At 49.6% G+C, this 26,760-nt stretch carries 24 protein-coding genes; 9 read left to right on the top strand and 15 right to left on the bottom strand.

Annotation, left to right across the window (positions count from 1 at the left end; genetic code table 11):
- Positions 1 to 4 precede the first annotated feature (4 nt).
- The 9 genes from tatC to JT719_RS12425 form a co-directional block, all read right to left on the bottom strand.
- The gene (gene tatC / locus JT719_RS12465; RefSeq protein WP_242693231.1) at positions 5 to 859 is read right to left on the bottom strand and encodes a twin-arginine translocase subunit TatC; all 855 of its coding nucleotides are present in this window, start codon (positions 857 to 859) and stop codon (positions 5 to 7) included.
- Positions 860 to 874: 15 nt separating this feature from the next.
- Entirely contained in the window at positions 875 to 2,149 is a 1,275-nt protein-coding gene (locus JT719_RS12460; protein ID WP_207433671.1) for a serine hydroxymethyltransferase, read from the bottom strand.
- A gap of 172 nt (positions 2,150 to 2,321) precedes the next feature.
- Entirely contained in the window at positions 2,322 to 4,313 is a 1,992-nt protein-coding gene (locus JT719_RS25530) for a T9SS type A sorting domain-containing protein (protein ID WP_207433670.1), read from the bottom strand.
- A gap of 577 nt (positions 4,314 to 4,890) precedes the next feature.
- On the bottom strand, positions 4,891 to 6,078 hold the full coding sequence (locus JT719_RS12450; RefSeq protein WP_207433669.1) for an IPT/TIG domain-containing protein: 1,188 nt from the start codon (positions 6,076 to 6,078) through the stop codon (positions 4,891 to 4,893).
- Between the two features lie 567 nt (positions 6,079 to 6,645).
- Entirely contained in the window at positions 6,646 to 8,442 is a 1,797-nt protein-coding gene (locus JT719_RS12445) for a T9SS type A sorting domain-containing protein (RefSeq protein WP_207433668.1), read from the bottom strand.
- Between the two features lie 498 nt (positions 8,443 to 8,940).
- A complete protein-coding gene (locus JT719_RS12440) occupies positions 8,941 to 9,636 on the bottom strand; it encodes a metallophosphoesterase family protein (protein ID WP_207433667.1) in 696 nt (231 codons plus the stop codon).
- A 201-nt stretch (positions 9,637 to 9,837) separates the two neighbouring features.
- Positions 9,838 to 10,080 carry a hypothetical protein gene (locus JT719_RS12435; protein WP_207433666.1) on the bottom strand — a complete coding sequence of 81 codons (243 nt, stop codon included), beginning with the start codon at positions 10,078 to 10,080 and terminating at the stop codon, positions 9,838 to 9,840.
- Between the two features lie 57 nt (positions 10,081 to 10,137).
- The gene (locus JT719_RS12430; RefSeq protein ID WP_207433665.1) at positions 10,138 to 10,425 is read right to left on the bottom strand and encodes a hypothetical protein; all 288 of its coding nucleotides are present in this window, start codon (positions 10,423 to 10,425) and stop codon (positions 10,138 to 10,140) included.
- Between the two features lie 61 nt (positions 10,426 to 10,486).
- Positions 10,487 to 11,347 carry an SDR family oxidoreductase gene (locus JT719_RS12425; RefSeq protein ID WP_207433664.1) on the bottom strand — a complete coding sequence of 287 codons (861 nt, stop codon included), beginning with the start codon at positions 11,345 to 11,347 and terminating at the stop codon, positions 10,487 to 10,489.
- A 208-nt stretch (positions 11,348 to 11,555) separates the two neighbouring features.
- On the opposite strand from JT719_RS12425, the gene JT719_RS12420 reads away from it, so the two are divergent.
- From JT719_RS12420 to JT719_RS12395, 6 genes are all read left to right on the top strand, one after another.
- Positions 11,556 to 11,804 (top strand): 4a-hydroxytetrahydrobiopterin dehydratase, encoded by a 249-nt coding sequence (locus JT719_RS12420; protein ID WP_207433663.1) that lies wholly within the window; start codon positions 11,556 to 11,558, stop codon positions 11,802 to 11,804.
- Between the two features lie 104 nt (positions 11,805 to 11,908).
- Positions 11,909 to 12,598: a 16S rRNA (cytidine(1402)-2'-O)-methyltransferase gene (gene rsmI / locus JT719_RS12415; RefSeq protein WP_207433662.1), complete on the top strand. Its 690-nt coding sequence runs from the start codon at positions 11,909 to 11,911 to the stop codon at positions 12,596 to 12,598.
- The gene (lnt, locus tag JT719_RS12410; protein WP_242693230.1) at positions 12,570 to 14,204 is read left to right on the top strand and encodes an apolipoprotein N-acyltransferase; all 1,635 of its coding nucleotides are present in this window, start codon (positions 12,570 to 12,572) and stop codon (positions 14,202 to 14,204) included. Before rsmI ends, lnt begins: the two co-directional genes overlap by 29 nt.
- Before the next feature lie 42 nt (positions 14,205 to 14,246).
- On the top strand, positions 14,247 to 15,047 hold the full coding sequence (locus tag JT719_RS12405; RefSeq protein WP_207433661.1) for an inositol monophosphatase family protein: 801 nt from the start codon (positions 14,247 to 14,249) through the stop codon (positions 15,045 to 15,047).
- 128 nt (positions 15,048 to 15,175) lie between these two features.
- Entirely contained in the window at positions 15,176 to 15,361 is a 186-nt protein-coding gene (locus JT719_RS12400) for a FeoB-associated Cys-rich membrane protein (protein ID WP_207433660.1), read from the top strand.
- 249 nt (positions 15,362 to 15,610) lie between these two features.
- On the top strand, positions 15,611 to 15,946 hold the full coding sequence (locus tag JT719_RS12395; RefSeq protein ID WP_207433659.1) for a hypothetical protein: 336 nt from the start codon (positions 15,611 to 15,613) through the stop codon (positions 15,944 to 15,946).
- A gap of 38 nt (positions 15,947 to 15,984) precedes the next feature.
- Here the strand turns inward: JT719_RS12395 and JT719_RS12390 are convergent, their stop codons facing one another.
- The 5 genes from JT719_RS12390 to radA form a co-directional block, all read right to left on the bottom strand.
- Positions 15,985 to 16,965, bottom strand: a complete 981-nt coding sequence (locus JT719_RS12390) for a mechanosensitive ion channel domain-containing protein (RefSeq protein WP_207433658.1) — start codon at positions 16,963 to 16,965, stop codon at positions 15,985 to 15,987.
- Positions 16,966 to 17,069: 104 nt separating this feature from the next.
- Entirely contained in the window at positions 17,070 to 18,095 is a 1,026-nt protein-coding gene (locus JT719_RS12385) for an SPASM domain-containing protein (protein WP_207433657.1), read from the bottom strand.
- 95 nt (positions 18,096 to 18,190) lie between these two features.
- On the bottom strand, positions 18,191 to 18,628 hold the full coding sequence (locus tag JT719_RS12380; protein ID WP_242693229.1) for a DUF5713 family protein: 438 nt from the start codon (positions 18,626 to 18,628) through the stop codon (positions 18,191 to 18,193).
- Between the two features lie 35 nt (positions 18,629 to 18,663).
- Positions 18,664 to 20,085 (bottom strand): peroxiredoxin family protein, encoded by a 1,422-nt coding sequence (locus JT719_RS12375; protein ID WP_207433656.1) that lies wholly within the window; start codon positions 20,083 to 20,085, stop codon positions 18,664 to 18,666.
- Positions 20,086 to 20,195: 110 nt separating this feature from the next.
- Positions 20,196 to 21,575, bottom strand: coding sequence for a DNA repair protein RadA (gene radA / locus JT719_RS12370; protein ID WP_207433655.1), 1,380 nt, complete (start codon positions 21,573 to 21,575; stop codon positions 20,196 to 20,198).
- A 209-nt stretch (positions 21,576 to 21,784) separates the two neighbouring features.
- Here radA and JT719_RS12365 point away from each other — a divergent pair, with 209 nt between their 5' ends.
- The 3 genes from JT719_RS12365 to JT719_RS12355 all read left to right on the top strand — a co-directional run bounded on the left by JT719_RS12365 (position 21,785) and on the right by JT719_RS12355 (position 24,851).
- A complete protein-coding gene (locus JT719_RS12365) occupies positions 21,785 to 22,219 on the top strand; it encodes a hypothetical protein (protein ID WP_207433654.1) in 435 nt (144 codons plus the stop codon).
- A gap of 124 nt (positions 22,220 to 22,343) precedes the next feature.
- The gene (locus tag JT719_RS12360; protein ID WP_207433653.1) at positions 22,344 to 23,348 is read left to right on the top strand and encodes a hypothetical protein; all 1,005 of its coding nucleotides are present in this window, start codon (positions 22,344 to 22,346) and stop codon (positions 23,346 to 23,348) included.
- 87 nt (positions 23,349 to 23,435) lie between these two features.
- Positions 23,436 to 24,851: a methyltransferase RsmF C-terminal domain-like protein gene (locus JT719_RS12355; RefSeq protein ID WP_207433652.1), complete on the top strand. Its 1,416-nt coding sequence runs from the start codon at positions 23,436 to 23,438 to the stop codon at positions 24,849 to 24,851.
- 656 nt (positions 24,852 to 25,507) lie between these two features.
- On the opposite strand, the gene JT719_RS12350 is transcribed toward JT719_RS12355, so the two are convergent.
- The gene (locus tag JT719_RS12350) at positions 25,508 to 26,695 is read right to left on the bottom strand and encodes a class I SAM-dependent rRNA methyltransferase (protein ID WP_207433651.1); all 1,188 of its coding nucleotides are present in this window, start codon (positions 26,693 to 26,695) and stop codon (positions 25,508 to 25,510) included.
- Positions 26,696 to 26,760 lie beyond the last annotated feature (65 nt).

Here is a 26,760-nt window from a genome sequence, read left to right as displayed (position 1 = left end):
AAGTTTAAGAAGTAGCTTGTTCATTTAATTTGGCCAGATCGCGCCGGCGTACCCACCAGGAGATGTTGATACTCACCTCGTAGAGCAGCAGCAGAGGAATGCCCATCAACGTCATACTCAGCACATCCGGCGGAGAAAGCACCGCTGCCACAAAGGCAATCACCACAATGGCGTGCTTGCGGTAGATGCGCATCAGCTCAGGTGATACCAAGCCCGCCCGAGACAGGAAGAACACAATCATAGGCAACTCAAACATGATCCCGCAGGAAAGCACCAGCGTGATCAAGGTAGAGATGTAAGAAGACAAGTCAAACTCATTGGCGATACTAGGGTCTACCTGGTAAGAGGCCAAAAAGTTGATGGAGAGCGGCGACACAATGAAGTACCCGAACAAAGACCCCAGCAGGAACAGGAACGACACGAAGAACACCGCTCCGCGCGAATTCTCCCGCTCATTGGGGTACAAGCCCGGTTTAATGAAGCGCCAAATCTCCCAGAACAGGTACGGGAAGCCCAGCAACAAACCAATCACAAAAGAACTGGTCAGGTGCATGGTGAACTGCGAGGACAGCTCCCGGCTCTGCAGGGTAAAATCCAGTTTGTTGATGCACAGGCCCGGCGAGTTAATGGCCGCCCCCACCTCACAGAGTTTCCGGTACGTGAAAAAATCTGTGCGGGAGGGGCCCAAAATAATGTCATGGAAGACAATGTCTTTATTCACGAAGGCCAGGCCCGTAAATATCACCACGGCAACAGCCGAACGGATCAAGTGCCACCTGAGAATCTCCAGGTGGTCCAAAAAGGTCATTTCATGCTCTTCTCCGCCGTACGCTGCCACCTCTCCGGAACGTTGTGCCATGTAGTTTAGTAGTGCTTAGTAACTGAACAACGGGAATTGTTGCATCCAATTGTTGATTTCTTTTCTGGTGTCTGAGATGATGGTCTCGTTGTCATGGTTCATGAGCACGCGGTCAATGTAGTCCACAATGCGGTCCATGTCTTGTTCCTTCAGTCCCCGGGTAGTTACGGCGGCGGAGCCGATTCGGATTCCGGAGGTCACAAAAGGAGATTTATCATCAAACGGTACCATATTCTTGTTGATGGTGATATCTGCTTTGATCAAGGTGTTTTCGGCCAGTTTTCCGGTAAGGTCCTTAGAACGAAGGTCGATCAGCATAAGGTGGTTGTCAGTTCCACCGGAGATCAGCTTGTAACCGCGGTCCACGAACGACTTAGCCAATACCTGTGCGTTCCGCTGCACCTGCGCTGTATATTCTTTATAGGAAGGAGACAGTGCCTCAAAGAAAGCCACCGCTTTGGCCGCAATCACGTGCTCCAGTGGTCCGCCCTGGGTGCCTGGGAACACGCCACCGTCCAGCAGAGAGGACATCATGCGCAGTTCGCCCTTCGGTGTTTTCAACCCAAACGGGTTCTCGAAGTCTTTCCGCATCATGATCATCCCGCCGCGTGGTCCGCGCAGGGTTTTGTGGGTAGTGGTGGTCACGATGTGGCAGTGCTCAAACGGATCGTTCAACAAACCAGTAGCAATCAAACCAGCCGGGTGCGAGATATCGGCTAATACCAGAGCGCCTACCGCATCGGCGGCTTCGCGCAGGGCTTTGTAGTTCCAGTCGCGGGAGTAGGCCGAGGCGCCGCAGATGATCAGTTTCGGTTTCTCGCGCAGGGCAACTTCTCTTACTTTGTTCCAGTCAATCTCGCCGGTTTCGGGCTCCACGCCATAGAAAGACGGCTGGTACAGTTTGCCCGAGAAGTTCACCAGAGAACCATGGGTCAAGTGTCCGCCATGCGACAAATCGAAGCCCAGGATCTTATCGCCGGGGTTCAGAACCGCCAGCATCACAGCCGCGTTGGCCTGTGCGCCGGAGTGCGGCTGCACGTTCACCCACTCGGCCCCGAACAACTGCTTGGCCCGGTCAATGGCTAATTGCTCAGACTGGTCTACAATCTCGCAGCCACCGTAGTAGCGCTTGGCTGGTAAACCTTCTGCGTATTTATTGGTGAGCACACTGCCCATGGCTTCCATTACCTGGTCAGAAACAAAGTTCTCAGAGGCAATAAGTTCTATGCCATGCAGCTGGCGCTGATGCTCTTTCTGGATAAGATCAAAGATTTGGGAATCGCGTTGCATTTGTATTCTGTTAGTAGGTGCCCAAAAGTACAGCCATTGCAGCAAATTACCAATGTTTTAGCTGAGCAAGCGGTTGTAGAAAGCGGTAAGTGCGTTTTGAGGCTGTTTTTCTGGAAACAAACAAAAAACCTCAGGTAGTGCCTGAGGTTTTTTGTTTGTTTTCTTTTCTACTCTATTGCTTGATCATTCTCTGAGAAAGACGCTCGCCGTTCAGTTCTGTTACCAGCAGGTAAATACCAGATTTTACTTTGGATGAAATTACCAACTCGGTTTCAGAAGCTCCTTTGGAGACTTTGATTTTCTTTTCCAGTACCACCTCTCCGTTTTCAGTGAGAAGCTTTACCTGCATTTCCCCAGCCTTCTCTGCATTTACCGCTAGCTTAATCTTATCTGAGAACGGGTTAGGAGAAGCCTGCACTACTGGCGCGTATGATTTGTTTTCAACCATAATGGTCTGGCTGTAGGTGAAGGTGCCATCTGTTTTCACTTTCTTTAAGCGATAGTAGTTGGCCGGGCCTTGGGTTGGGTTGAAGTCTTCGGCATCATATACATACACTGCTGCCTTGCCGCTGTTTTTTCTTTCAACCTGTTGAATGGCTTTGAAGTCGTTGCTTTCTGCGCTGGTAGCGGTTTGTACCTCATAATACGCCACATTGCTGTCAGCAGGGGTTTTCCACTTCAGTTTCACCGTTTTGGCATTGCGGTGACCTGTAAAGTCGATCTCTTCAATAATCACTGGCTTAGGCTGTGAAGCAACAAAATCAATGGCTGTCCCTCCATTGTGCAGGTACAATTCAGTGAAGTCGGTGATTCCGGTTAGTTCTGTTGTGAAGTAGCTGCCAGCAGAAGTCTGAGTAGGGTTACTGATGAGGCTAGTTACAGAGCCTTCGGCAACGTTGTCCAGATAGTTGCAGTTTTCAGTACTGTCTGCGCTGCTGTAGGAAGTAACAAAGAGGTCGTTTAAACCCGTTACGCTGGTATTCTTTGCTTTGTAGTTGTCAAATTCCGTTTGGACAGTATACAGTCTAATGCTGATAGGTTTGTCAGTACTAGGTTGGTTTGCGGCTTTTACTCTCCAGTTTCTAGGCAATAAGTGAATGTTAGTGTTGGTGCCGTTTTTCGCTGCTCGGCTAGCATTAGAACTCACGGTGAAGTCCATAGACACCTCTCCTAGTGCATTGCCGCCATCTTTAATAGCTCCTACTAATTGGTTATTGAATCTTACTTCCTGCCATTTGTTAGTTCCGGTAGATGAGATCACTACGGTAGAGAAAGTCGTATCATAGTCTGCTGCAGTTTTGGGAGCATATACCGTTGAGCCGCAGCTGAAGAAGTTCCAGCCGGTGGTGATGCCACTACTTTGGCTGGATAAGCCCGCATAGTAGGTACCAGTACCTTTAGCAGTTACGTCTGATATGGTGAGGAAATCTGTGCAAAACCGGAAAGAAGTAAAGTTGATGTCAGCTACCCTACCTGCAACTGATGACTTGATTGTGGTGTAGGGAGCAGACCCCGGAGTGAATAAACTCTCAATGGTTTGGGTCTGGCCACTCTCTAAGGTTAGGGTATTGCCACTAGTAGCACTCAGCATGGGAATTGACAGCTCTTTGAAAGAGTTGCTCTGGTAGATGATTGATTCAGGTCCGTGAAAAATAACTGTTTTATAAGCCTTGCCTCCCCCGTTGAACAGGTGCTTTTCTGGCCCGTTCATGGTAATTCTTGATGCTTCTGCATTTAGTTGCAAAGAGGGAGAAATATTCCAGTGTGTAAGTTTTGTGACAGAGGATGTGCCCAGAATCAAAGCTCTGGTTTTCTCCCCAGCAGAGTTGAATGTAGTAACGGCAACCGGTTGCCCGTTGGTGTTAAGAGTTCCCTCGTTCAGGTTGATTGTTCCCCCTTGTCCCGCATTGAGATAACTCTGAAGGGTCCAGCTACCTGTTCCCTCAAAGACGATGACTGCTTTTGGGGGCAAGAGTTTACCCGCTGTATTGATCAGGTTGTCGTTTGAGGAAGCTCTGAAGTTAATATAGAACCCGTTAGATCCTATAAATGCCAAATTAGTATGAGCCTGTAGGGAGCCATACACATTCAATGCTTTGCCGTTCGTGTCAAAAGAAGAGATAGGTATGCCGGTCCAGGAAATGCTGTTCACCGTTGCCTCCACATCTAAGGTTACTTTTTGGCCAGTCTGGAGAAATGAGTTAGCGTCAAAGACTACATTATCTGCTGGGGTGGGAAGTGAGGTATGTTTCTCTGAACCTCCGCTAGTGGTTGCCCAATGGCCTAATTCGCTCCAGGAGCCGCTGCCATTATTGCTTGCTCCAAAAGGTACCCAATAGTATGTTTTGCCTTCACTCTCGTTGCTTGTAGTGGGAGCAAGTCCATTTGTTAGCTGTTGTGAACTGCTTAACAAAATAATCTGCTGAGATAATGGGGTGGTATCTTTAAGCACACTACTGGAAAAAGACACAGACGTTTGAAAGTGTGTGCCATACGAATTTGTAGCCCAGGCACAAAGCTGGGTAATCAATAACATGGTCAGTATTCTTGCAAAAACAGTAGAAGTTTTGTCCATAGTAGATCATTTAATGGTTGAGTTCAAAAAAGACATATGACGTTTGATGCTGCTACCTAACCGCCAATAAGGGTGAAAAGGACTTTGCTTGTAGTTTACTGAAGGCCTATTCTGTATTAGTGTTGCCATGGTATGGCAAGTGGAAAGAGATAGAGTAGTTCTCTTATTACCTTTTTACAACACTTATGGAACTGGTATGACCGTTGAGGTTCGTCTTAAGTATATACAGACTTGGCTTGAGTGTGCCTGGAAGAGGCAGGTCCAAAGTAGAATGACCAGCCTCTACATGTAGAGACGCTTCGGTTACTTTGTTGCCCATCAAGTCATAGAGAGAAGCTGTTATTTCCCCAGTTTCGCTGGTTTGCACCTCCACGTTCAGGCTGTGCTCTTTTGTAAAAGGATTAGGATATGCTTTTATCTTAGTACTAGTACTGGTGTGATGCTTGGTTGCTACGGCAATGACTTTACTATACTCAAAAGCACCATCCAAATCTACTTGCTTTAAGCGGTAATATGTGACCGGCCCTTTGGCTGGGGTAAGGTCTTCTGTCTGGTATAAAAGTGGGACTTGACTGTTGGTAGACTGGCTATTTAGTCGCTTGACGGTCTTGAAGCTTTCTTTCACAGGATTTGAAGAGGATTGAACTTCAAAGTAGTCGTTGTTTTTTTCTGAGGCAGTTTGCCAAGTAAGTGACACTCCACTGGAAAAGGGTTGAGCACTGAAGGAGATAAATTTTACCGGCAGAATAGTTTCCTCTGTGACTGTGTACCTCTGTGTACCCTCTGTGGAAATTCCGTTTACTGTAATGGTGACTACGTATGTGCCCTCTTGTGCTGAAATAGGAACTTTTGTCTGTACTCGGTTGTGGGAAATAAATTTATTATCGTTTATATCGGTTTCAATAGGGCCGTAGCTTCCAGTAAAGGTTACCTCAAAATTCTCTGTGAATCCTGTTCCATCAATAGATATAAGTGTCCCTGCAGGACCGGCAGTTGGTGATATAGAACTGATGGAAAATGTAACAGTGAATGGCTTTGTCGTTTGAATTTTTTCTCCTGTACTTTTTGTAAGGGTAATTTTCCCTGTATTAGCTCCATAAGGAACCTGTGCTATTATTTTGTGATCATCTACTATTTGTATATTAGTTACCTGTTTCTCGTCTGCGAAGAAGACTTTATCAACGGTAGTTAAGTTGTTGCCATATATAGTAACGTAAGTTCCTGTCGGGCCAGTTTCTGGCTCGAACGAGGTTATCTCAGGTGCTTGTGCTAGGGCTTTCTCAATTCCACTCACTAGCAAAATTGCAAATACTCCCACAATAAGCTTCAGAAGTTTAGTAAAGGTATTGTCCATATATCTACTCTTTTGTCTTTTGGCATTTAATATAGTTCCTGGTAAACAGTAGTGGAAAGCTAACTCCTACCATTCTGGTGGCATTATTTCATGTGTTGGTCTTTTCATGCTGATAGTGAGTTTGTTCAAGTATTCTGTTTGAATAATCATAATTCGTTCTAAATGGCATTTGAATATATATAGCTTAGTGATATATAGACTAAATTGTATAACAATTTTTTTAAATATATTAGTAATATTATATTATTGGTAAATGATATAGGAATGGAGGTAGATGATGTGTTATGGATTTATTGGTTTTATTATATCTATGTCTTATTTAAGTAGTAGGTTGTAGACTCATGCCTCAACGTAGGGCATACTACCCTCATAAGTGCTTGAATAACTAGTTTTGAGGTAACTGATCAATAGAGTTGGAGGGCAAGGGCGAAGTTGCTTTATGGAGCGAAATAGACAACCTCTAATAATGTAAAGGATGGAGAAGGCCTAGACGGGCAGTTAGTTCCAATACAAAAAAGAAAGGGGAAGCATTTGCTTCCCCTTTCTTTTTTGTATGTATTCAGTTCTTTATTTTTTGATCAAGTGGGTTGTGCTTACATCTCCATTTAGTTCTGTAGATAAGATGTACATGCCAGGATTAAGCGAGATGTTGTTCAATGGAACTATTAGTGTTAAAACCCCGCTCACCACAGCGAACTCCTTTTCATAGGCCTTCTTGCCGGTAATGTTGTAGATTGCAACGCGTAATTTACCATCCTTTTTGCTATTTACATTGATGGTTAACTCCTCTTCAAATGGATTTGGATAGGCTTTGATGGATAAAGGTGTTTGTGCTACTGCTTTGGTTTCTAAAGCGATTACTCTTGAGCTCTCAGACTTGCCGTCAAAGTCATACTGGGTTAAGCGGTAATAAGTAGTGCCTGACTGTGTATTTAGGTCTACAAAAGTGTACTTCTGCAAGGTGTTGCTGTTGCCTGCTCCTTGTACCTCGCCAATGGCTATAAATGTTTTAGCATCTGAGCTTTTCTCTACAACAAACTTCTCGTTGTTTGTCTCGCTAGCTGTAGCCCAATACAGTTCGGTGCCTTGCAATGCCTTTTTAGCGGAAAATGCAGTAAGTGTTACAGGTAGTGGAGAAGGGGTTGGGTCAGAGAAAGTAATATCTGAAATACCTATTCCCTGTATACCACTTGCACCCTCATTGTAATATGTGATTTCTAATTTATCAACGCCTGCTGGGAAAGTATAGGTAATGTCTGCGCCAGTTGAGTTGTTAGGGACTGAATTATATGGCGTATTATCGTGAGCATCTACTAGTTTAGCAATTGCTTTGCCTGAAATAGCATCATATTCGTTTACCCTGGTAACCTGGACTCTTTGTTTTGGAGCAATCATAGCCTTAGAATTAGTGTATCCTTTTACCACCACTGCATCTCTGTATTGTCCATCTGTGCGGTCTACGTCTATGATAGTAAATGTGAGATTCTCAACAGTTTTGTTAAAGGTAAGTGTGTAAGCTCCGCCACTAGTAGAGCCTGCCCCTGTCTGAGAGATGTGAAGAACTTTACGAGGATCAAAAGTGCTATTGATTTTTGTAGAGCCTGTTATGCTGGTTGGTACCGATTTCGTCCAACTCATTGTAACATCACCAACTTTGTATGGAGATGTTGTTGGAATGGTTGTTGGATCCTCTTCCATGCTTCTAGAGGCCCATGAAAAAGTAGAGGTTCCAATCATAGGCTTGCCAGAGATCAGGATATCATCTATAGAGTAGGTTCCGCCACCAACTGTTTCAAAGGTCCACCGGAATAGCACATTAGTTACTCCGGCTATTTCTTTAGGTAGGCTGATTGGAGTGCCATTATTCACTTTTTTCCAATCTGTAGTAGAAGTTGAATTAGAAGATCCCGCGACAACATCTGCAAACCCATTAACTTCTTGGTAGGTAGAACCTCCGTTAACACTATATTCTAGTTTTATATTTTTGGCAACAGTTCCTGTTTTCTTCTTCCCTATCCAAGAAATAGTGAGATTCTGATAGCCAACTGTTGAGATGCCGTTAGAAATGTAAAAGACACTTGCTGTGCTGCTGTTGGTTCCTGCTGCAAGGTAGGGCCGGCCTGAACTGTTAACAAAGTCATTTTTCACAGCATTTGATTGGGCCCATGCTGTGGCTCCAATAGGTGTGGATACGCCTATTACTGGGTTCGAAAAATCTTCTTTGTAAATAGTAATAGGTTCTGCCATTTCAGGAGAAGATTGCCCAAATGCATTGTAGTTAAAACAGGCACCCACACAAAGCAGTAATAATCCTTGTGTTCCTTTGATTCTCTTAAAGTTAAATCTGTGTAAAAGTTGTTTCATACATCTGGATTTGTTTACTGAGTATTCCTTTGTTGACTATCTGTTATTTATTAATCTGTCTGAGCTTTAATCCATTATTTGCTTTTTACATCACTGATTTATCTTATATATATGATATCTCTAATATATTTGTAGGATCAGTTATGTAAATTGTTCTATAATGATCTTTGTTTTGTTATGATGACAAATGTAACTATTTAAATTTGTTATGAAACTATGAATTGAAAATAAATTCATTAAAGATGTTGTTGAAGTGGATTTGATAAGGTGGAAAATGATTATGCAATACTTGCAATTAGAAGATTCTGTTTGATTGTTTATCTGATTAAGGGTTGTGAATATTAGAGGATGCAGCTTTAAGCGCATTTTTAGTAGCTAGTATAGAAGGTTTAGAAAGTGTATGCTACTAAAAGAGACTTTGTAGCAACCCTAAAGCTACTTATGCAAAGTAGGACTTTATGATCAACGGTAATGTTAAATTACTTGTAATATTTTGGCTTATTTATGTTTGATAGAATAGGGCTTATCTAGATTATCAATATTTATCAGTTGTAAGGAGTCCATGTTTAAGGCGCATAATTGCCCAAACTCTTCATTGAGGTAATAAACACAACCAGCATCCAGGTTGATGGCCGGCCTTTTCCTGGCTATCGCATTCTCTATAGTAGCTTTAGGTACTGGCAAATGGCCGTGAAGCAATCTGCGCTCACCTAGCTTGGCAAGGGAAGGCTGCATGTGCTTGGTGTTCAGGAGAAGGTGGTTATTAGTGAGGAGTGGGTTGGTGAGGGTGAAGTCTAATCCTGCATGGACCAGGATGTAGTCATCTAGCAGTACCATCAGAGGCATAGACCTTATAAAGGAGATGTATTCCGGGGCGATGTCTTTGAACTGGGAAACGCCAAAGTTCTCCAGGTTTTTTTGCTTATCCTCGGGGGTGAGCCAAACGGTGTGCTCGCCTTTGTCTATGGCATCCAATATGAGTTGGTCATGATTGCCCCGGAGGCAGGTAAGTCTATACCCCTTTTGCTGAAGGGAGAAAATATAGTCTAACACGCCTTTGCTGTTGGGCCCTTTGTTGATGTAGTCCCCTAATAGATAAAGATGGTCATGGAGTTGTAGTTTGATCACCTCTTCTACCATCGTCTTAAAGGTGATCAGGCAACCATGAATATCAGAGATTGCGTAGCGGGCCATGAGCAAGCATGTTGGTGAGTGAGAAGGACGTCAGGGGCTAAAACCCTTGGGCTTTAAATGAGATATCCCTGCAGTGTATAGCTAACAGAGACAGAACCTATGAAAGTGTTTCAGGGTTGATTTTACAAAAAGAGGCCAGAAATGGCATAAAAAAGCACCTTCCGGGAAAGAAGGTGCTTTTTTATGCAGAATAGATTCTGATCAAGTGCCGCCGTAGCCAGGTTTGTTGATATCTGGTTTGTGCAGGTTACGGTTTGGGTGGGTCATCACATCTGGACTTGGCATTCCGTCTTCATCCAAGTGTCTGGCCGCAATCTCCTCAGAGCGATCAATTGCCTCAGGGCCTCCGGTAGATTTCGCTCCGGCTTTGCTGATGCCTTCGCCAGTTGGCTCCCCTTTGTTTGACTTAGAATCGTGGCTGGTGTTCTTGCTTTTATAAGGCATGAGTTCCTCCTTTTCTACTTTGATTGAACATTGAATAAAACGCTGCAGAAACGGGCATCAGGTGCCGCGTCCTTCCTCATCGGTGCGTATATTGTCTTTGTTGGGCTCGGTTCTGTCTGCATCCTCGTTCACGCTCACGCCACTTGGTCCGTCTGAGCTATCAACGCCGTAACCTTCCTTGCCGTCTCTGTTGCCGAAGCCTCCGCGCTGGGCTTCGTTCTTGGGCGGATCAGCGCCGGGAATAATGTGTCCGGCCATCATGTCCTCTAAGTTGGCAGCAGTATCATCTATTACCCTGATAGGACGGTCATGTCCGTTTGGGTGATCTTTATTATCAGTAGCCATAGGCATTGGGTTAAAGGTGATTCTTCTCTGTTTACTGCTTTCCACGTGGAAAGGTTGAGGTTTATCCGCCTATCTGTTCGCCACCGTTCACGTGAATGGTCTGCCCGGTAATGTAGGAGCCGTCTTCAGAGGCCAGGAACACGTAGGCCGGTGCTACCTCAGAAGGCTGGCCTAGGCGGCCCATGGGCTGACTTTTCCCAAACTCGCCCACTTGTTCCAGGGTAGCCGGGATGAGCGGCGTCCAGATAGGGCCTGGTGCCACCGCATTCACTCTGATTCCCTTTTCGGCTAAGTTCTTGGAAAGTGAGCGGGTAAAAGACGTGATGGCTCCCTTGGTGGCTGAGTAATCCATGAGGTGGTCAGAACCACGGTAAGAGGTTATGGAGGTGGTGTTGATGATGGAATCTCCTTTCTGGAGGTGGTTCAAAGCTTCCTGTGCCACGAAGAAATAGGCGAAGATGTTGGTCCTGAAGGTTTTCTCCAGTTGATCAGAGGTGATCTCACGCAAATCATCTTTTTCATGTTGTTCAGCGGCATTGTTCACTAAGATGTTGAGTCCGCCAAGTTCTCTTACTGCCTGCTCCACACAGCTTCTGCAGAACTGTTCATCGCGTAAATCGCCGGGAATGATCACGCACTTCTGCCCTTCTGCTTCTACCATTTTTCTGGTGTCTTCGGCGTCCTGGTGTTCATCCAGGTAAACAATGGCTACATCGGCTCCCTCGCGGGCGAAGTGTACCGCCACTGCCCTTCCAATACCGCTATCACCCCCGGTGATCAGGGCTTTTTTGCCTTTCAGTTTTTCGCTGCCCTTGTAGTTCTCCCGGATGACGATGGGCTCTGGTCCCATTTCGTGCTCCAGTCCGGGCTGGTGCGATTGGTGCTGGTCTGGAACTTCCTTCGGTTTTTGTTCTTCTGCCATGATTGTAGTAGTTGGTTTGTGGTCTTTGGATTTCTGAAACTGAAGTCAAGCGTGTTATACTGCTTGGGAGTAGAAATAAGAAATACGAGGAAGTCTGAAAGAAGAGCCACGTTTTGCACCCGTTTTTCAGAAAAGACAGTAAAAACAGACAAGCAACCAGCTAAGGTTTATAGTGCCTTGCCAACAGTTTTAACTTCCTTGCAAACCCATGTGGACAGAAACAGACAACCAACTTACCTGCAGCTTTACGTTCCAAGACTTCAAAGAGGCCTTCGCCTTCATGACCGAGGTGGCCGTGGTAGCTGAGGAAATGAACCATCACCCGTGGTGGAGCAACGTGTACAACAAAGTGGAGATAAGGCTTACCACCCATGATGCCGGAAACACCGTCACTGAGAAAGACCAAGTACTTGCCCAGCGGATCAGCGTGCTGGCCGAGCGGTACCAAGCGAAGTAAAAGGAGGTGGTTGTTTTTGCGGTACTTTCTGCAAAACAGCTCAGAAACAGGGTGTCTGCCCTAAAACGTCTGCCGTATGCGGCTCATTTACTATCTTTGAGACTATGGCCGAGTCTGTAGAAGAAACCTGTTTGTATTTAGTGCCCACTCCTATCGGGAACCTGGAAGACATCACCCTCCGGGCCATCCGGGTTTTGAAGGAGGTAGATGTGGTACTCGCCGAGGATACCCGCACCAGCGGAAAACTGTTAAACCATCTGGGCATTGAGAAGCGCATGCACAGCCACCACCTGCACAACGAGCACAAAGCCGTGGCACATCTGGTGGAACGCCTGAAGAAAGGCGAGAAGATGGCCCTGGTCTCCGATGCCGGTACGCCCGGAATTTCTGACCCCGGTTTTTTGTTGGTAAGAGCCTGCGTGCAGGAAGGCCTCAAGATTGAGTGCCTGCCCGGGCCTACTGCCTTCGTGCCCGCCCTGGTAAAATCAGGGTTCAGTACGGATAGGTTCACGTTTGAAGGGTTCCTGCCCATCAAGAAAGGACGGCAAACGCGTTTGCAGAGCCTGGCCCAGGAAGAACGCACCATGATTTTTTACGAGTCGCCGCACCGGGTGCTCAAAACGCTGGAGCAGTTCAAGGAAGTGTTCGGGGCCGATCGCATGGTCTCGGTGAGCCGCGAAATCAGTAAAATGTTTGAGGAAACCCTCAACGGCACCCTAGAAGAGATGGTGCAGACGTTTACTACCAAAGCTATCAAAGGAGAATTTGTCATTGTTGTTCAAGGAAGCAAATAATCGTTTTTACCTCCCCGTTCTGGCGTTTCTGAGCGCCTTTTTGCTGTGGTTAGGTTGGCCAGTAAAACCACTGGCTTTTGTTTTGTTTGTGGGTTGGGTGCCTTTCCTGTTCATGGAACGGGCCATTTCACAGAAAGTAGCCCCAAAACGCAGTCGCACGTTTTTCAAATACGCCTACCTCACGCTGTTCCTCTGGAATGTCTTCACCACGTATTGGGTGAGTTATTCCACACTGGGCGGCGGCATTGCGGCCGTGGTATTCAATGCGCTGTTCATGAGCGTGCCCATGATGGCCTTCTTCTGGACCAAACGAGCAGCTGGAAACACTTTGGGCTATCTCAGTTTGCCAATCTACTGGATCGCGTTTGAGCAGTTTCACCTCAACTGGGACCTGAGCTGGCCCTGGCTCACGCTGGGGAACGGTTTTGCCGCGGTGCCCAGTTGGGTGCAGTGGTACGAGTACACAGGTTTCCTGGGCGGCTCGCTCTGGGTGTGGGTGGTCAACTTGCTGGTGTTTTTCGCCCTAGTTTCATCTTCTAAAGGCGCGAAGAAATGGGCTGCTCCGGTGCTGGCTGTTGTGTTGCCGTTGGTGCTTTCCTTTTTCATCGGGAGCCGCTACCAGGAGAAAGGCGATCCGGGCGAGGTAGTGGTAGTGCAGCCCAACGTTGACCCGTACAAAGAGAAGTTTGAGGGCGGCGAAGGCTACATTCCGTTTGAGAAACAGCTGGCCCGCCTCATCACCTTGTCTGAGCAACAGATCACGCCCAATACCAAATTCGTGCTCTGGCCCGAGACTTCCATCAGCAACGGCATCAACTGGGAAGAAAATTTTGCCCTGAGCCCGGTGAGTTATACGCTGCGCGATTTCCTGGCCCGGCACCCCGGAGTGGAGTTGGTAGCCGGCATCACCTCGGGCAAGGTGTATAAAGATTCTACCCAGAAGAGCAGCACGGCCCGGTTCCATCCGCAGGTGGGGTACTATGATGTGTTCAACGCAGGACTCCACTTCAAGCCTACCGGGCAGCACGAGTTCTATCATAAGTCTAAGCTGGTGCCGGGGGTGGAGAAAACGCCGTATCCGGGTGTGTTCAAGGTGTTGAAAGCGTTCGCCATTGATCTGGGCGGCATTGCCGGGAACATGGGCGTGCAGGAAACCAGGTCTGTTTTCCCCCATAGCCAGAATCCGCAATTGTCTGGCGCGCCCGTGGTGTGCTATGAGTCCATTTATGGCGAGTACGTGAGCGAATACATCCGCAACGGGGCCAATGCTATCTTCATCATCACCAACGATGCCTGGTGGAGCGATTCGCCGGGGCACAAGCAGCATTTGGAGTACGCCTCTTTGCGGGCCATTGAAACCAGACGGGATGTGGCCCGTTCAGCCAATACAGGTATCTCGGCGTTTATAAACCAGAAAGGCGAAATCTTGCAGAGATCAGGGTGGTGGGTGCCGGCCTCGTTGAGGGGCGTAATCCGGTTCAATCAGGAACAGACGTTCTACACCCGTCACGGCGAATTCATTGGGCACGGTACCCAATGGTTGGCAGTAGGGCTTGTGGTATTGGCCGTTGTGCTTGCCTTCACCCGCCGTTCGGCCAGAGCTTAATTCAACACGCATTCCGCTCCCGCGGATATACAACCTAAAACTATGAAAGACATCTCAGCCCTCCGCAACCAAGTGGTGGAACTCACCAAGGAAGTAGGGAAATTCATTTTCCAGGAGTTTACCAATTTCGATGTCTCCAGACTGGAGCTCAAAGGCCTGAACAACCTGGTTTCTTACGTGGACAAGGAAGCCGAGGAGCGCCTTGTGGCCGGTCTGGAGAAGTTCCTGCCCGAGGCCGGATTCGTGACCGAGGAAGAAACCAAATCAGAGCAGGCCGAGGAGTACAACTGGATCATTGACCCGTTGGACGGCACTACCAACTTCATCCACGGCCTGCATATTTTCTCGGTGAGCATCGCCTTGATGCAGCATGACGAGCTGGTGCTGGGTGTAGTCTATGACATCTGCCGAGATGAGTGCTACCATGCCGTGAAAGGCGGCGGCGCTTACTGCAACGACCGGAAGATCTCGGTATCGCAGGCTCCTTCCTTGGGTGATTCATTGATCGCCACCGGTTTCCCGTACTACAGCTTTGACCTGATGCAGAAATACCTTCAGGTGATGGGTTCCTTCATGGAAAGCTGCCACGGTGTGCGCCGGTTGGGTTCTGCCGCCTTGGATCTGGCCTACGTGGCGGCCGGCAAGTTTGAAGGCTATTTTGAGTTCAACATAAACTCGTATGACGTGGCAGGCGGTGCCATTCTGGTGCAGGAAGCCGGCGGCCAGGTCACCGATTTCAGGGGTGGCAAGAACTACGTGTTTGGGCGCGAGATCTGCGTGAGCAACAACCCCACCGTGCAGCAGGAAATGCTGAAATTGATTGAGCCGTTCTGGAAGGAATAAGTCGGTTTCAGGCTTCTTTTCTGGAAAGCAGGTTAAAAACAGGGAGTGGTTTACAGCAGGAAACCCGCAGACAGAAATCTGAGGCTGCGGTAAACTATTCGTACCTTTGCGTGCGTTAAGCCTTTGTTATGGTACAGGAAATCATCATCTTCATTGTGTTCGCTCTGGCGGCGGGGTACATGCTTCGGCAGGGATATAAAAGCTTTTTCTCCAAAGAAACAGGTTGTGCCAAGGGCTGCGGCGGTGCCTGTTCCACCATTGACCTGGCTAAAATCCAGCGGGAGATGGAAGCCCGCAAAGCGTCTGCCAAATAGTTAATTCAGAAGCCTTTTTGCTCCATATATCACAAGGCCACCTTAACGGGTGGCCTTTGTTGTTTAGGCGCTGTTTTCCAGAAGTTAGGGCAAAAACGTAGGCAAGGCAAAGGGTGCGCTACTTTCTTGGCTTCTTAGCCTGATAGATGTTAATATCTTTTTCTTTGAATATATGCAGCAACCAACCCTAGGTTTTACGTATAGCCCCATACCGGTAAATGATATTGATTACATCTAACATATTTGGTTATGCAAGACAAAGAAGAACTAACCAGCCAGGTAAAGGTTGAGGCAAAACTTAGAAAAGAGGGCTATACAGAAGATTTCAGAGTGGCTGAAGATGAGCGCCTGTGGAACTACAAAGGAGATAAAAGCTTTGGGGTAGAAGAGGTTACCATTGTCAACTTCTACCGTTTTGAGGGCGAAACCAACCCAGATGACATGGCTATTCTGTATGCGCTTGAGTGCAGCGACGGAACCCGCGGAATCATCTCTAACTCCTACGGCCCTTACGCAGACCAGAACATTGATGCTTTCATGAGAAAAGTAGAAGACCTGGGTAAAAACATAGACAAAGCGAAATAGAACTCGTCTTTACTCCAGAATAAAGAAGCGGCCGATGATCATTCTTCGGCCGCTTCTTCGTTTTCATCAATGTCGTCTGGGTCTTTGGCCTTCACTTTTATCTCAGACATGTGCCCTTGCCCTTGCTGCGGCTGCCCGTCTTTCAGTTCAATAGACAGGTCTTTGCCGCCTTTCACCCCAAAGTTGAGGGTAGTAACCGGGAACGGTATCTCAATCTTATGGGTGTCAAACGCTTTTTTGATCTTGATGATGGCCTCGCTCTTGGCGTACACAAAATCGGTCTGGCGCTTGTACTGGATCCAGTAGCGCACCAGAAAGTTGATGCTGCTGTCGCCAAACTCCTCGTATACCACTTCCACTTCTTTGCTGGTGATCATATTGGGGATGCCCACCATGGCCTCTTTCACCACTTGCTGCACCCGCTCCAGGTCCTCGGCATAGGAAACGCCTACTTTCAGATCAATCCGCCGGATGCCGTAGTGCGTGAAGTTGGTCAACGCAGATTCAAAGACTTTCCGGTTGGGCACCTTCACCAACTCACCGGTTTGCCTTCTGATGTCCACGGTTCGCAGGTTAATGCGTTCAATAGTCCCGAAATGGTCATTGGTGTCTATGACATCGCCTACCACAAAAGGCTTCCGGAAGGCAATGATCACCCCGGAGATGAAGTTAGCGGCAATGTCCTGAAAGGCAAAACCCAGGGCCAAACCTATGATACCGGCACCCGCCAACAAAGTGGTAACCGTTTTGTCCAGTTTCAGGATACTTAAGCTGAAAAAGATGCCCAGGGTAAGGGCCGCTACATACACCGTAGTGCCTACCAGGTTGTTCAGGGCGCTGCTATGAGTGAACCGGATGAGCAGTTTGTCTGAGGTGCGGCGTAATAGCTTGGCGGCATAGAAGGAAACCACCAGTACCAGAATAGCCAGAAAGATATTAGGCAGCATGAGGACCAGTTGCTTGAGCCAGATCTCCAGCTTGCGCCACAAAAGTTGAAAAGCTTCGTTTATTTCAGTCACGGATATGAGGAGGATAGAGTAACACAGAACCAGCGCTCAGGCAGGCGCTAAATTCCTCATACGGAAGAGAAGGGAAACAAGCTACAGAAACTACCGGAAACTATTTAGCCCCAGACTTTTGTGCCCTCAGAGCAGTTACGGCACATTTCTATCTGGCTGCGGCCCTTAAGCAGAGAGCCTCTGAACTGCTTATAAGAGTCGCTTTTCCAGAGTTGTTTAAAGCTCTGCTGCTGCAGGTTGCCCAGGCGGTAATGGGCGTCTTTGTCAAAGCAGCAGGGCACCACCAGGCCGTCCCAGGTAATGACGCAGGAGTGCCACATTTTCCAGCAGCCGTCAATGAGTTTGTTTTTGAGCGTGTAGGTGCCGTTGGGCTGCGCCTGATAGCGGGAGTAATAGTCTATAGTGGGAATAAGCGGCGATCCGTGCTCGTAATCATAGATCTGGGCGGTTTTGAACCAGACATCGTCCACACCTAGCTCTTTGGCTAGCTTCTTGGCGTCTTCAATCTGGTGTTCATTGGGCTTTACCACCAGAAACTGGAAGATAAGGTACGGCGTCTTGGATTTCAGCTCGCGTTTGTATTTCACCAGCCGTTTGGTGCCCTCCAGCACCTTGTCCAGCTTGCCGCCCACCCGGTACTGTTTGTACACGTCCTGCGTGGTGCCGTCTAAGGAGATAATAAGCCGGTCCAGGCCAGACTCCACGGTGCGGCGGGCGTTCTCTTCGGTTAAGAAATGGGCGTTGGTAGATGTGGCCGTGTAGATGCCTTTGCCGGAGGCATACTTCACCATATCCAGGAACGAGGGGTTCAGGTACGGCTCTCCCTGGAAGTAGAACAGCAGATACAGCAATCGGTCATGCAACTGGTCTATGGTCTGCTTGAAAAGGCTGTCCTGCAGCATGCCCGTGGGGCGGGTAAAGGAGCGCAAACCGCTGGGGCATTCCGGGCAACGCAGGTTGCAGGAGGTGGTAGGCTCAAAGGAAATGCTTACCGGAGTGCCCCAGTGGCGGGGTTTCTTGGTGAGCCGGGCCAACGCGTAGCTGCTTACTACCTGCAGCGCGTTCCAGGCGCGGCGCGGGGTAAGCTTAGACGCTAAATTCAATCCATCCTGAAAGGTGCCTCGGGTCAAGGTGCTGTGCTGCTAAGATAAAACCAAATGCCGCCTTTTACGGACTGCACCTGGTTCTGTTTTCAACCTGTTTCCCCAAAAGTAGGCAAAAAACATTACCAGTTTCGGGTAGCAATTAATTCTTCAACATCAGCGTCAAACCCGTAAGCCTTTGCAATAAAGTCAAAGTCCATTGCAATGCACTCTCTTGCTGCGGTTTCTAGCTCACTGTCGTGTTCAAAGAATTCGTCTTCCAGGTCATTGAATTGATCAGTTGAAGCGTGAGTCAGTTCATACAACTGCTCTAAATTTTCGGGTTTCTGATCTTCAATCCGTAGGCACAGCTCTGTCAATATTACCTTTCCTTTGTCAACAAGAAAATCCGGGAAATAGGAATCATCATACATGTCTTTAAGAAATGCATGATTCTTGACCTTCTCGTTCTTGATATTGGCTTGAACTACCACTGTATTTAATATCTTATCTGGATTCTTCTGATCTGGATCGCAAGCAACTAAAAAGAGTATAAGAACAGCTAGTGCGTGCCTTTTCATTTTCAACCTGTTTCTCCAAAAGTAGTCAAAAAATGCTACTTCTTGGCAGACTTGTGGTATTGGTCTATGGCGGCGGCAATCTCGCGGGCTCCCTCGGCATGGCCCGGCCTGCGGGCGTTGGTGCTGATCAGGGTGCCATCCGGGGCAATCAGGAAATACGCCGGGAAGCTCTTTACATCATAGTCCTTCAGGATTTTGGCCGAAAGGTCTGGCGCGTACAGATGAATACCAGGGTATTTTTTCTGGGCTACGTTCTTTTTCCAGGTGTTGAGGTCCTCCCCTACTGATACCTGCAGCAGCACAACGTCTTTTTCTGCCAGTTGCTCGGCAAAGTATTTATAGGCCTGCTGGTCTACGGTGCAGATGCCGCAGTGAGTACGCCAGAAGCCCAGGTACACCATTTTGTTTTTGAAGCTGCTCAGGGAAACACTGTCGCCTTCGGCGGAGAGCAGGGTAAACGCCGGAGCGGTGCTGCCCAGCCCTACCCTTCTGAACTGCTTGTACTGGTCCTGGATGTATGAAATGAAGTTAGCGTCTTTGGCTTCTTTCTGGAAATCAAGGTACATGGCATCAGTGTCTGGCACGTACCCAAACCGGAAAGCCTGCGAAAGAATACGGGCCATCATCATGTCACGGGCAGTTCCCTTTAATTCCTGTTTGGCCATGGCGTACAGCGTAGGGTAATAATCGCGCTCCAGATTAGCCGGTTTGGCTTGCAGTGCCTTGAACTGGAAATAATTATTCAGGAAATCAAGGTACGCCTGGTTTCTCACCGCCCCCGGCATGTTAAGATCTACCTGATTCAGGAAATCATAGTAGTCTGGGGAGAGTTTAGGAGGCAAATCGCCCACGCGCTTACGGATGTCTACATAGGTCAGGCGGTCATTGGCGTAGCTGAATTCAATCTGGGCCTTGGCGTAATTCTTAAATGCCTCTGAGGTCTGGTGCTCTTTCAGGAATTTCTCCAGGAACTTGCGCTGGTCCTGGCGGCGCTCCTCCAGGAAGAGCAAAAACTCTTTTTCCCGCTTATGGATGTTATCAGGCAATACCTGGTAGTCTTCCTCTTCTTCAAACTTCAGCTCAAACTCCAGCAGATAGCTATTCTCCTCAAATCCTTCGCCCTTCATTTTCACTGTATTGAGAAAATCATTGGCGTTGGCGCGTACATCCAGGTTGTCGCCGGGTTGCAGGAACAGGATCACAGACTCTGAGCCGTGTACCAACTCGCCCAGCAGAGGTTCTTTGACCGGCGCCGTAATGGTGAACTCCCCGTTTTTAGACAAGGCCACCGTGTGCGACTCACCTGAGTAAGAAGCCGGAACGGTATACAACTCCAGCAGGACACTATCACTAACCGGATTGTTGATTTTGCCGGTAAGGGTCACGTTTGACTGCGCCTGCGCCGAGGTTAGCCCGCCTAGGAAAAGCCCCAGGCAGAGCGCTATAGAAGAAAACAACCTATTGGAGGAAAATAGCATTGCTGAATTTGATTAGGTAGATGAAATATTAGGTTCAATAATGGCATAGGAACGCCCGCCCTTATAGGAATAGTTCAACGTGCCGTGAATTACCCAAATAAACCACTGAAGACTTCCTCCAGCCGACTTGCCGCATGAATTCTGATATTAAACCTGTCTAAATCTACTCCTTTTTTGTTGTACTTGGAAATATAGATATCCTGAAAACCCAATTTTTCGGCCTCAGAGATGCGTTGCTCAATGCGATGTACGGCCCGTACCTCGCCCCCCAAACCAACCTCAGCGGCAAAGCAGGTGGTATGCGGAATGGCTACGTCCTCAAAGGAAGAAAGCAGGGCAGCGCAAATGGCTAAATCCAATGCGGGGTCCTCCACTTTGAGGCCACCCGCGATGTTTAGGAACACGTCCTGAGTGCCTAGTTTGAAACCTCCGCGCTTTTCCAACACGGCCAGGAGCATGTTTAGGCGCTTTACGTCAAAGCCGGTGGCAGTGCGTTGCGGCGTACCGTAAGTAGCGGGGCTCACCAGGCTTTGCACTTCAATGAGCAGCGGCCGGTTTCCTTCCATGGTGCCTCCAATGGTAATGCCGCTGAACGACTCCTCGCGCTGCGAGATCAGGATCTCCGAAGGATTGCTCACTTCTCTGAGGCCGGTGCCCAGCATCTCGTAAATGCCCAGTTCAGACGTGCTCCCGAAACGATTTTTAGTGGTGCGCAGAATGCGGTAGGTCATGTGGCGGTCGCCTTCAAACTGTAGCACGGTGTCTACCATGTGCTCCAGAATCTTAGGCCCGGCCAGGTTGCCTTCTTTGGTGATGTGCCCGATGAGAAACACCGGTGTACCGCTTTCCTTCGCGAATTTGAGCAGCTCGGCGGTACATTCCCGCACCTGCGCCACACTACCCGCGCCGCTCTCAATAAAGGAAGAATGCAGCGTCTGGATAGAGTCAATGATCAGGACATCGGGCTGAAGCTGTTCTATTTGCTTGAAGATGTTCTGGGTGCCGGTCTCGGTGAGGATAAAGCAGTTGGGGTGCTGGGTGCCCAGGCGTTCGGCGCGCATCTTAATCTGCTGTTCGCTTTCCTCGCCGGAGATGTAGAGCACGCGCTGGCTGCGCAGACTCAGGGCAATCTGTAGCATGAGCGTAGACTTGCCAATGCCAGGCTCGCCCCCAATGAGCACCATGGAGCCGGGCACAATACCGCCGCCCAGCACACGGTTCAGCTCGGCGTCCTCGGTGATGATACGGGCCTGTTCAGAATAGGTGATCTCGCCAATGGGTTTGGGCTTGCTGGCCACCTGCTGGCTGCTGGTGCCTACTTTCCAGGCGGTGGTGGGCGTTACGTCTTCGCGGGCCACCACTTCCTCCACGTAGGTGTTCCACTCGCCGCAGGCCGGGCAGCGGCCTATCCATTTAGCCGACTGCGCACCGCAGTTCTGGCAGAAATATGCTGTTTTGATTTTAGCCATAAAGATGATTGTTCCGCGCCGCGAAATAAGGTGAAGTTAAGGATTAAGCGGCAACTAACTAGGTACAGAGATAACAACTTCTTCCGTATAAATACTCCGTTTTGTCCTGTTTTTCTCAAAATACCCTGAAAACAACCCAATTGACTTTTCCTAAGTGTAGCCGTTGAGGCTTCTTTTTCGTTTATAGGTTCTGGGCTAACTCTAAGACCATGAAGAACATAAAGATTCCATTCGCATATCTCGTATTAGTGCTACTTGTCACGGTTGCCGGGTTTGGCTGCCAGACTGCAGCTCCGGTTGGCACAGATACTTCGGCCAACGCCGCCGCTGATGCCAGAACTCAGAACAGCCTGGCTCCCACCCGGGTAGACCTCAGGGGAACCATCACCCGTCGGGTGTATGACCGGGGCCAGGTGACCATTGAAGTAGAAGGCTACGGTACCGATACCCGGTTTTCCCGTTATAACCGGGGCTACGTGTTGGTAACGCCCGTTACCCAGATTGTGGGGCTGAACGGAGGCTCTATTAGCCTGAGCGAGCTCTACGAAGGGCAGAACGTGGCCATTCTGATGCGCGGCGGCGGACGCGGAAACTTTGTGGGGCTGGGCGTTGCCCGAAAGATGTGGATTGAGCCGCGGTACTGATTCTGAGCTGGTTTTCGTAAATTGCCGCCAAATTGGTTTTTCTTCTGCTCTCTGTATGTGTAGCTCTTTCTTTCGTTCTGCCCTGTTGCTTTGTGGGATATTTTTAATGTGCTCTTTGGTTTGTGTGGCGCAGGCCGGAAAACCCATCAAAATTGCCGATCTGGAGATTCAGGTGGCCGGAACCAAACAGCCAGCGACCCAGTACCAGTACGCTTTTCAGGCCGGCGATGTGATTGTACTGGACCTGGAGAACAAAACCAAGACCAACTACAAGGTAACCGTGCAGGAATATTTCTCTAAATCGCCGCTGTATAGCATAGAGGAAACCAGGAAACTGAACAACTTGCGCCTCACGGTGCCGCAGAAATCGGTGTACACCATCACGCTGCAGAGTCTGTCTGAGACCAGCACCAGGAGCCATTTCACCCTCACCCGCATCCCCGGCACTGAGGCCACCCAGAATTTCAATACGCTGGTGGCCTGGCGCACCGTGCAAGACACCACCTGGACCACTACCACCGAGAAAGTACTGGTGAAGAACGATCTTAAATCTGAGACGGTAGTAGACAAGACGTTTCAGCTGGCTTCCCTCACAAATATCACCCGCAACAACCGCAGCACCGAGCGCTTTAAGCTGCCCGCCGGTACCAAGCATTGGGTATACTGGGTTGGGGTGGGGCAGGAATCTGTCCAGTCTTTGCAGGAAACCGGTAAGACCCTGGCCAAAGGTGCCACAGCCCTGCTGACCGGGGGCAACCCCTTGGTGGCGTTCGGGTTGGGATTGCTGCCGCAGCTGCCGCAGGTGAAATCCAGCGGGTACATCAGTTATTACCTGTTCAACAAGAACAACGCCTACCTGTTCACCGAGGATGAGGACGGCTGGAAACCCTACGGTGTAGCCAAAGGCAAAGACGTACTCTCAGATTACGGCAAAGTACTGGCCAACCAGACGCCTAAAACTGATGACGGCTACCTGTACCTGGGCTTTGAGAACCCCAGCACCATAACCGGCCTGGATCTGACCTTGAAAGTGGTGGCTTTTATAGACAACCCCGTGTACCAGACCCGCACCGTGCGTAAACCGGCCAAGATCACCACGCGCCGTGAGCCTATCCTGGCGGCGGAATGAGCCCTTTAAGGTTATATTTTCAGAAACAGGCCTAAAACAGAATCGGTATCTTTGCAGGAGCTTCGGTTTAAGCCGGGCACCACATGTATGAGCCTAGAACTTCCCGCTTCTTTCCAGACCCGCATGCAGAACCAATTGGGGGAGACTTTCCCGGCCTTTGCCGAGGCATTGGACCAGCCCTCGCCCACCAGCATCAGGGTGAACAAAGCCAAACTGCCGGTGCCTGCCGGTTTGCCGCCGGTGCCCTGGACCGAGACCGGGTTCTACCTGCCCTCGCGCCCCAGCTTCACCCTTGACCCGCTGTTCCATGGCGGCGCCTATTATGTGCAGGAGGCCAGTTCCATGTTTCTGGAGCAGGCCCTGAAGCAAAGCGTTGACCTAACCGAGCCCCTGGCCGTGCTGGACCTATGCGGTGCGCCCGGCGGAAAATCCACGCACATCGCCTCGCTTATTTCTCCAGGTAGTTTGTTGGTGGCCAACGAGGTCATCAAACCCCGGGCGAATATCCTGGCCGAGAACCTGCAGAAATGGGGCAGCGGCAACGTGATCGTGACCAACAATGACCCCAGCCACATTGGCCAACTCACGGGTTTCTTCGACGTGATGGTAGTGGACGCACCCTGCTCCGGCGAAGGCATGTTCCGCAAAGACCCTGATGCCATCAACGAGTGGTCAGAAGCCAACGTGAAGCTCTGCTCTGAGCGCCAGCGCCGTATTCTCATGGACGTGTGGGATGCCCTCAAACCCGGAGGTGTCCTGATTTATAGCACCTGCACCTACAACCAGGAAGAAAACGAAGAGAACCTGGCCTGGCTGGCCCGCCAGCAAGACGCCGAAACCATTCCGCTGCAACTTCACCCTGATTGGGGTGTGACCGCCACCGAACTGGAAGGCATGCACGGCTACCGCTTCTACCCGCACCGCACCCAGGGCGAAGGCTTCTTCCTGGCGGCCGTCCGCAAAACCGAAGGCGAGGAAGCCCGACCTTACCGCAAGAGCAAGCGGCCGTTTCTGGTGAGCGCCTCTAAGCAGGAAAAGGGTTTGGTGCAGGATTGGCTAAAAGAGCCCCAAAACTGGGAGATTGTGAAGCACAAAGAAACCCTTCGCGCCTTGCCCAAAGCCTGGATGTTGGAACTGGAGCAACTGTACGAGAACCTGCGTGTGGTCTACGGCGGCATAGAGGTGGCCGAGGTCATGAAGAACAACGCCAAACCGCTGCCGGCCCTGGCGCTTTCCCAGCATTTGTCCCCAGACGCTTTCCCGCATGCAGAGGTAGACCTGGCCACCGCCCTCAAGTTCCTGCACCGCGAAGATGTGGTGCTGGAAAACTCCGCCAACGGCTGGGTGCTGGTACAGTTCAACGGCGTGGGCCTGGGTTGGGGCAAAAAGCTCCAAAATCGCGTCAACAACCATTACCCCAAAGAATGGCGCATCAGAATGAGCCTGGATGAAGCTTTGCAACCGGAGAATCTGGCAGGGCTGTTTACCTTAGGACGCGTTTGATGCCATGTAGTGGCAGCTTACACAGTTAGACTGCTTCTGCTAACCCCTCCGTTGGCGTGAGTTTGCAACTCATGCCTGAAGACGTTTCCGCTGGTGCGGATCTCCAGACTTGTGCCTACAGATGCAGGGTAGGGTAGTCTCCTGATTATCCTCGCTGCACTGCAGCGAACCTACGCATTGCTGAGGAGCTATAGTTAAACTACAGCGCGGGAATTATTCCCTTTTTATGCTATGAAACTACTTGAGAAAGGCACGGAAGTAACTTCCGCGCCATAGGGCAACATCAAAGATAGTTCCGGCGAGTCTGGAGCGTTCGCACCACCCTTAATCAGGAGACCAGAGTCTCGCGGCAGCGGTTCTCTAAATTACCCCAAGAGTAATCCTGGGTTCAGGAACCCCATGCGCTACTATCCGCTACTATGGCGCGGAAGTTACTTCCGTGCCTTTCCCCTTAACACAAAGTATGAAAGTAACTTCCGCGCCATCATGCACATCAAAATGTTGCAGGGCCGTTTGCTTCATTTCACTGTTAGCTTATAAAAATTGGAAATGGTGTTTGGGAGCCGATTTCCAGAAATCAGTTCCGAAACACCATTTTTCCTCTAAGCGCTAAAATCTAAGGTCTTGCTACGTGATACTTGCTACGTGCTACCTCCCTACTCCACGTACAACACCAGGCCTTTCAGGTACTCGCCTTCCGGGTGGAAGATGCTCACCGGGTGGTCGGCGGGTTGGGAGAGGTGGTGCATCACTTTCACGTTACGACCAGCTTCAATAGCCGCCGCCATAACCGTGCTCTGGAAGAGGTATTTGTCTACTACGCCGGAGCAGGAGAAGGTGAACAGGATACCGCCCGGCTTTATTTTCTGGATGGCCTCGGCGTTCAGGCGCTTGTAGCCCATGAGCGCGTTGTGGCGCACTTTCTGGCTCTTCGCGAAGGCCGGCGGGTCCAGGATGATCAGGTCGTACAGGCCTTCTTTGCCTTTCAGGAACTCAAAGGTATCCACGGCGTAGGCCTCGTGGCGGTCCTGGTCCTGGTTCAGCTCGGCGTTCTGGTTTGTGAGGTCAATGGCTTTTTTGGAGACATCCACGGAGTGAACAGCCTTAGCCCCGGCGTTGAGCGCGTAGATGGAGAAACCGCCGGTGTAGCAGAAGGTGTTCAAGACGGTTTTGCCGGGAGCGTAGTGCGCGAGCAGATCACGATTCTCACGCTGGTCAATGAAGAAGCCGGTTTTTTGGCCGGTGACCCAATCCACCAGGAACTTGTTGCCGTTCTCGGTAACCACATGCGGCACGGGCGTGTCGCCGTACAGGTAGCCGTTCTGGCCCTGAACCGGACCTTTGGCGGGCAGCGTCTCGGCCGATTTATCGTACACAGCGGTCAGTTTTCCGTCATACACCTCCATCAAAGCCTGCGCGATGTGCTGTCGCACGTGGAACATGCCCACGTTGTGCGCCTGCAGCACGGCGGTATTGCCGTAGATGTCTATGATCATGCCGGGCAGTTGGTCGCCCTCGGCGAAGACCAGACGGTACACATCGGTGTTGGGGTTGTCCAGGAAGCCCTGCTGGCGGCGGTACTCCACGGCTTTCTGCACACGGCTGCGCCAGAAATCATAGTTGGGCTCTATTTCATCAAAGGAAAAAATCCGCACGGCAATGGAGCCGGGTTGGTAGTGGCCGATGCCCAGGAACTCGCGGCGGTTAGAGTAAACCGCCACGATATCACCTTCCTGCACCTCGCCCTCAATTTTCTTGATGGCCCCCGAGAAAACCCACGGGTGAAAGCGTTTGAGCGAGATTTCTTTGCCGGCGTGCAGTATAACAGAAGGAAGTGTTGTCATAATCCAGAAGGTACGCGGTAGAAGCAGCGTACGTTTTTGCGTTGTTTCTGCAAAATTCGGGAAAA

This window comes from Sabulibacter ruber, from assembly GCF_017355955.1.
Taxonomy (GTDB): domain Bacteria; phylum Bacteroidota; class Bacteroidia; order Cytophagales; family Hymenobacteraceae; genus Nibribacter; species Nibribacter ruber_A.
The sequence above is the reverse complement of the archived record's forward strand: the minus strand, read 5'-3'. Positions and strand labels throughout refer to the sequence as shown.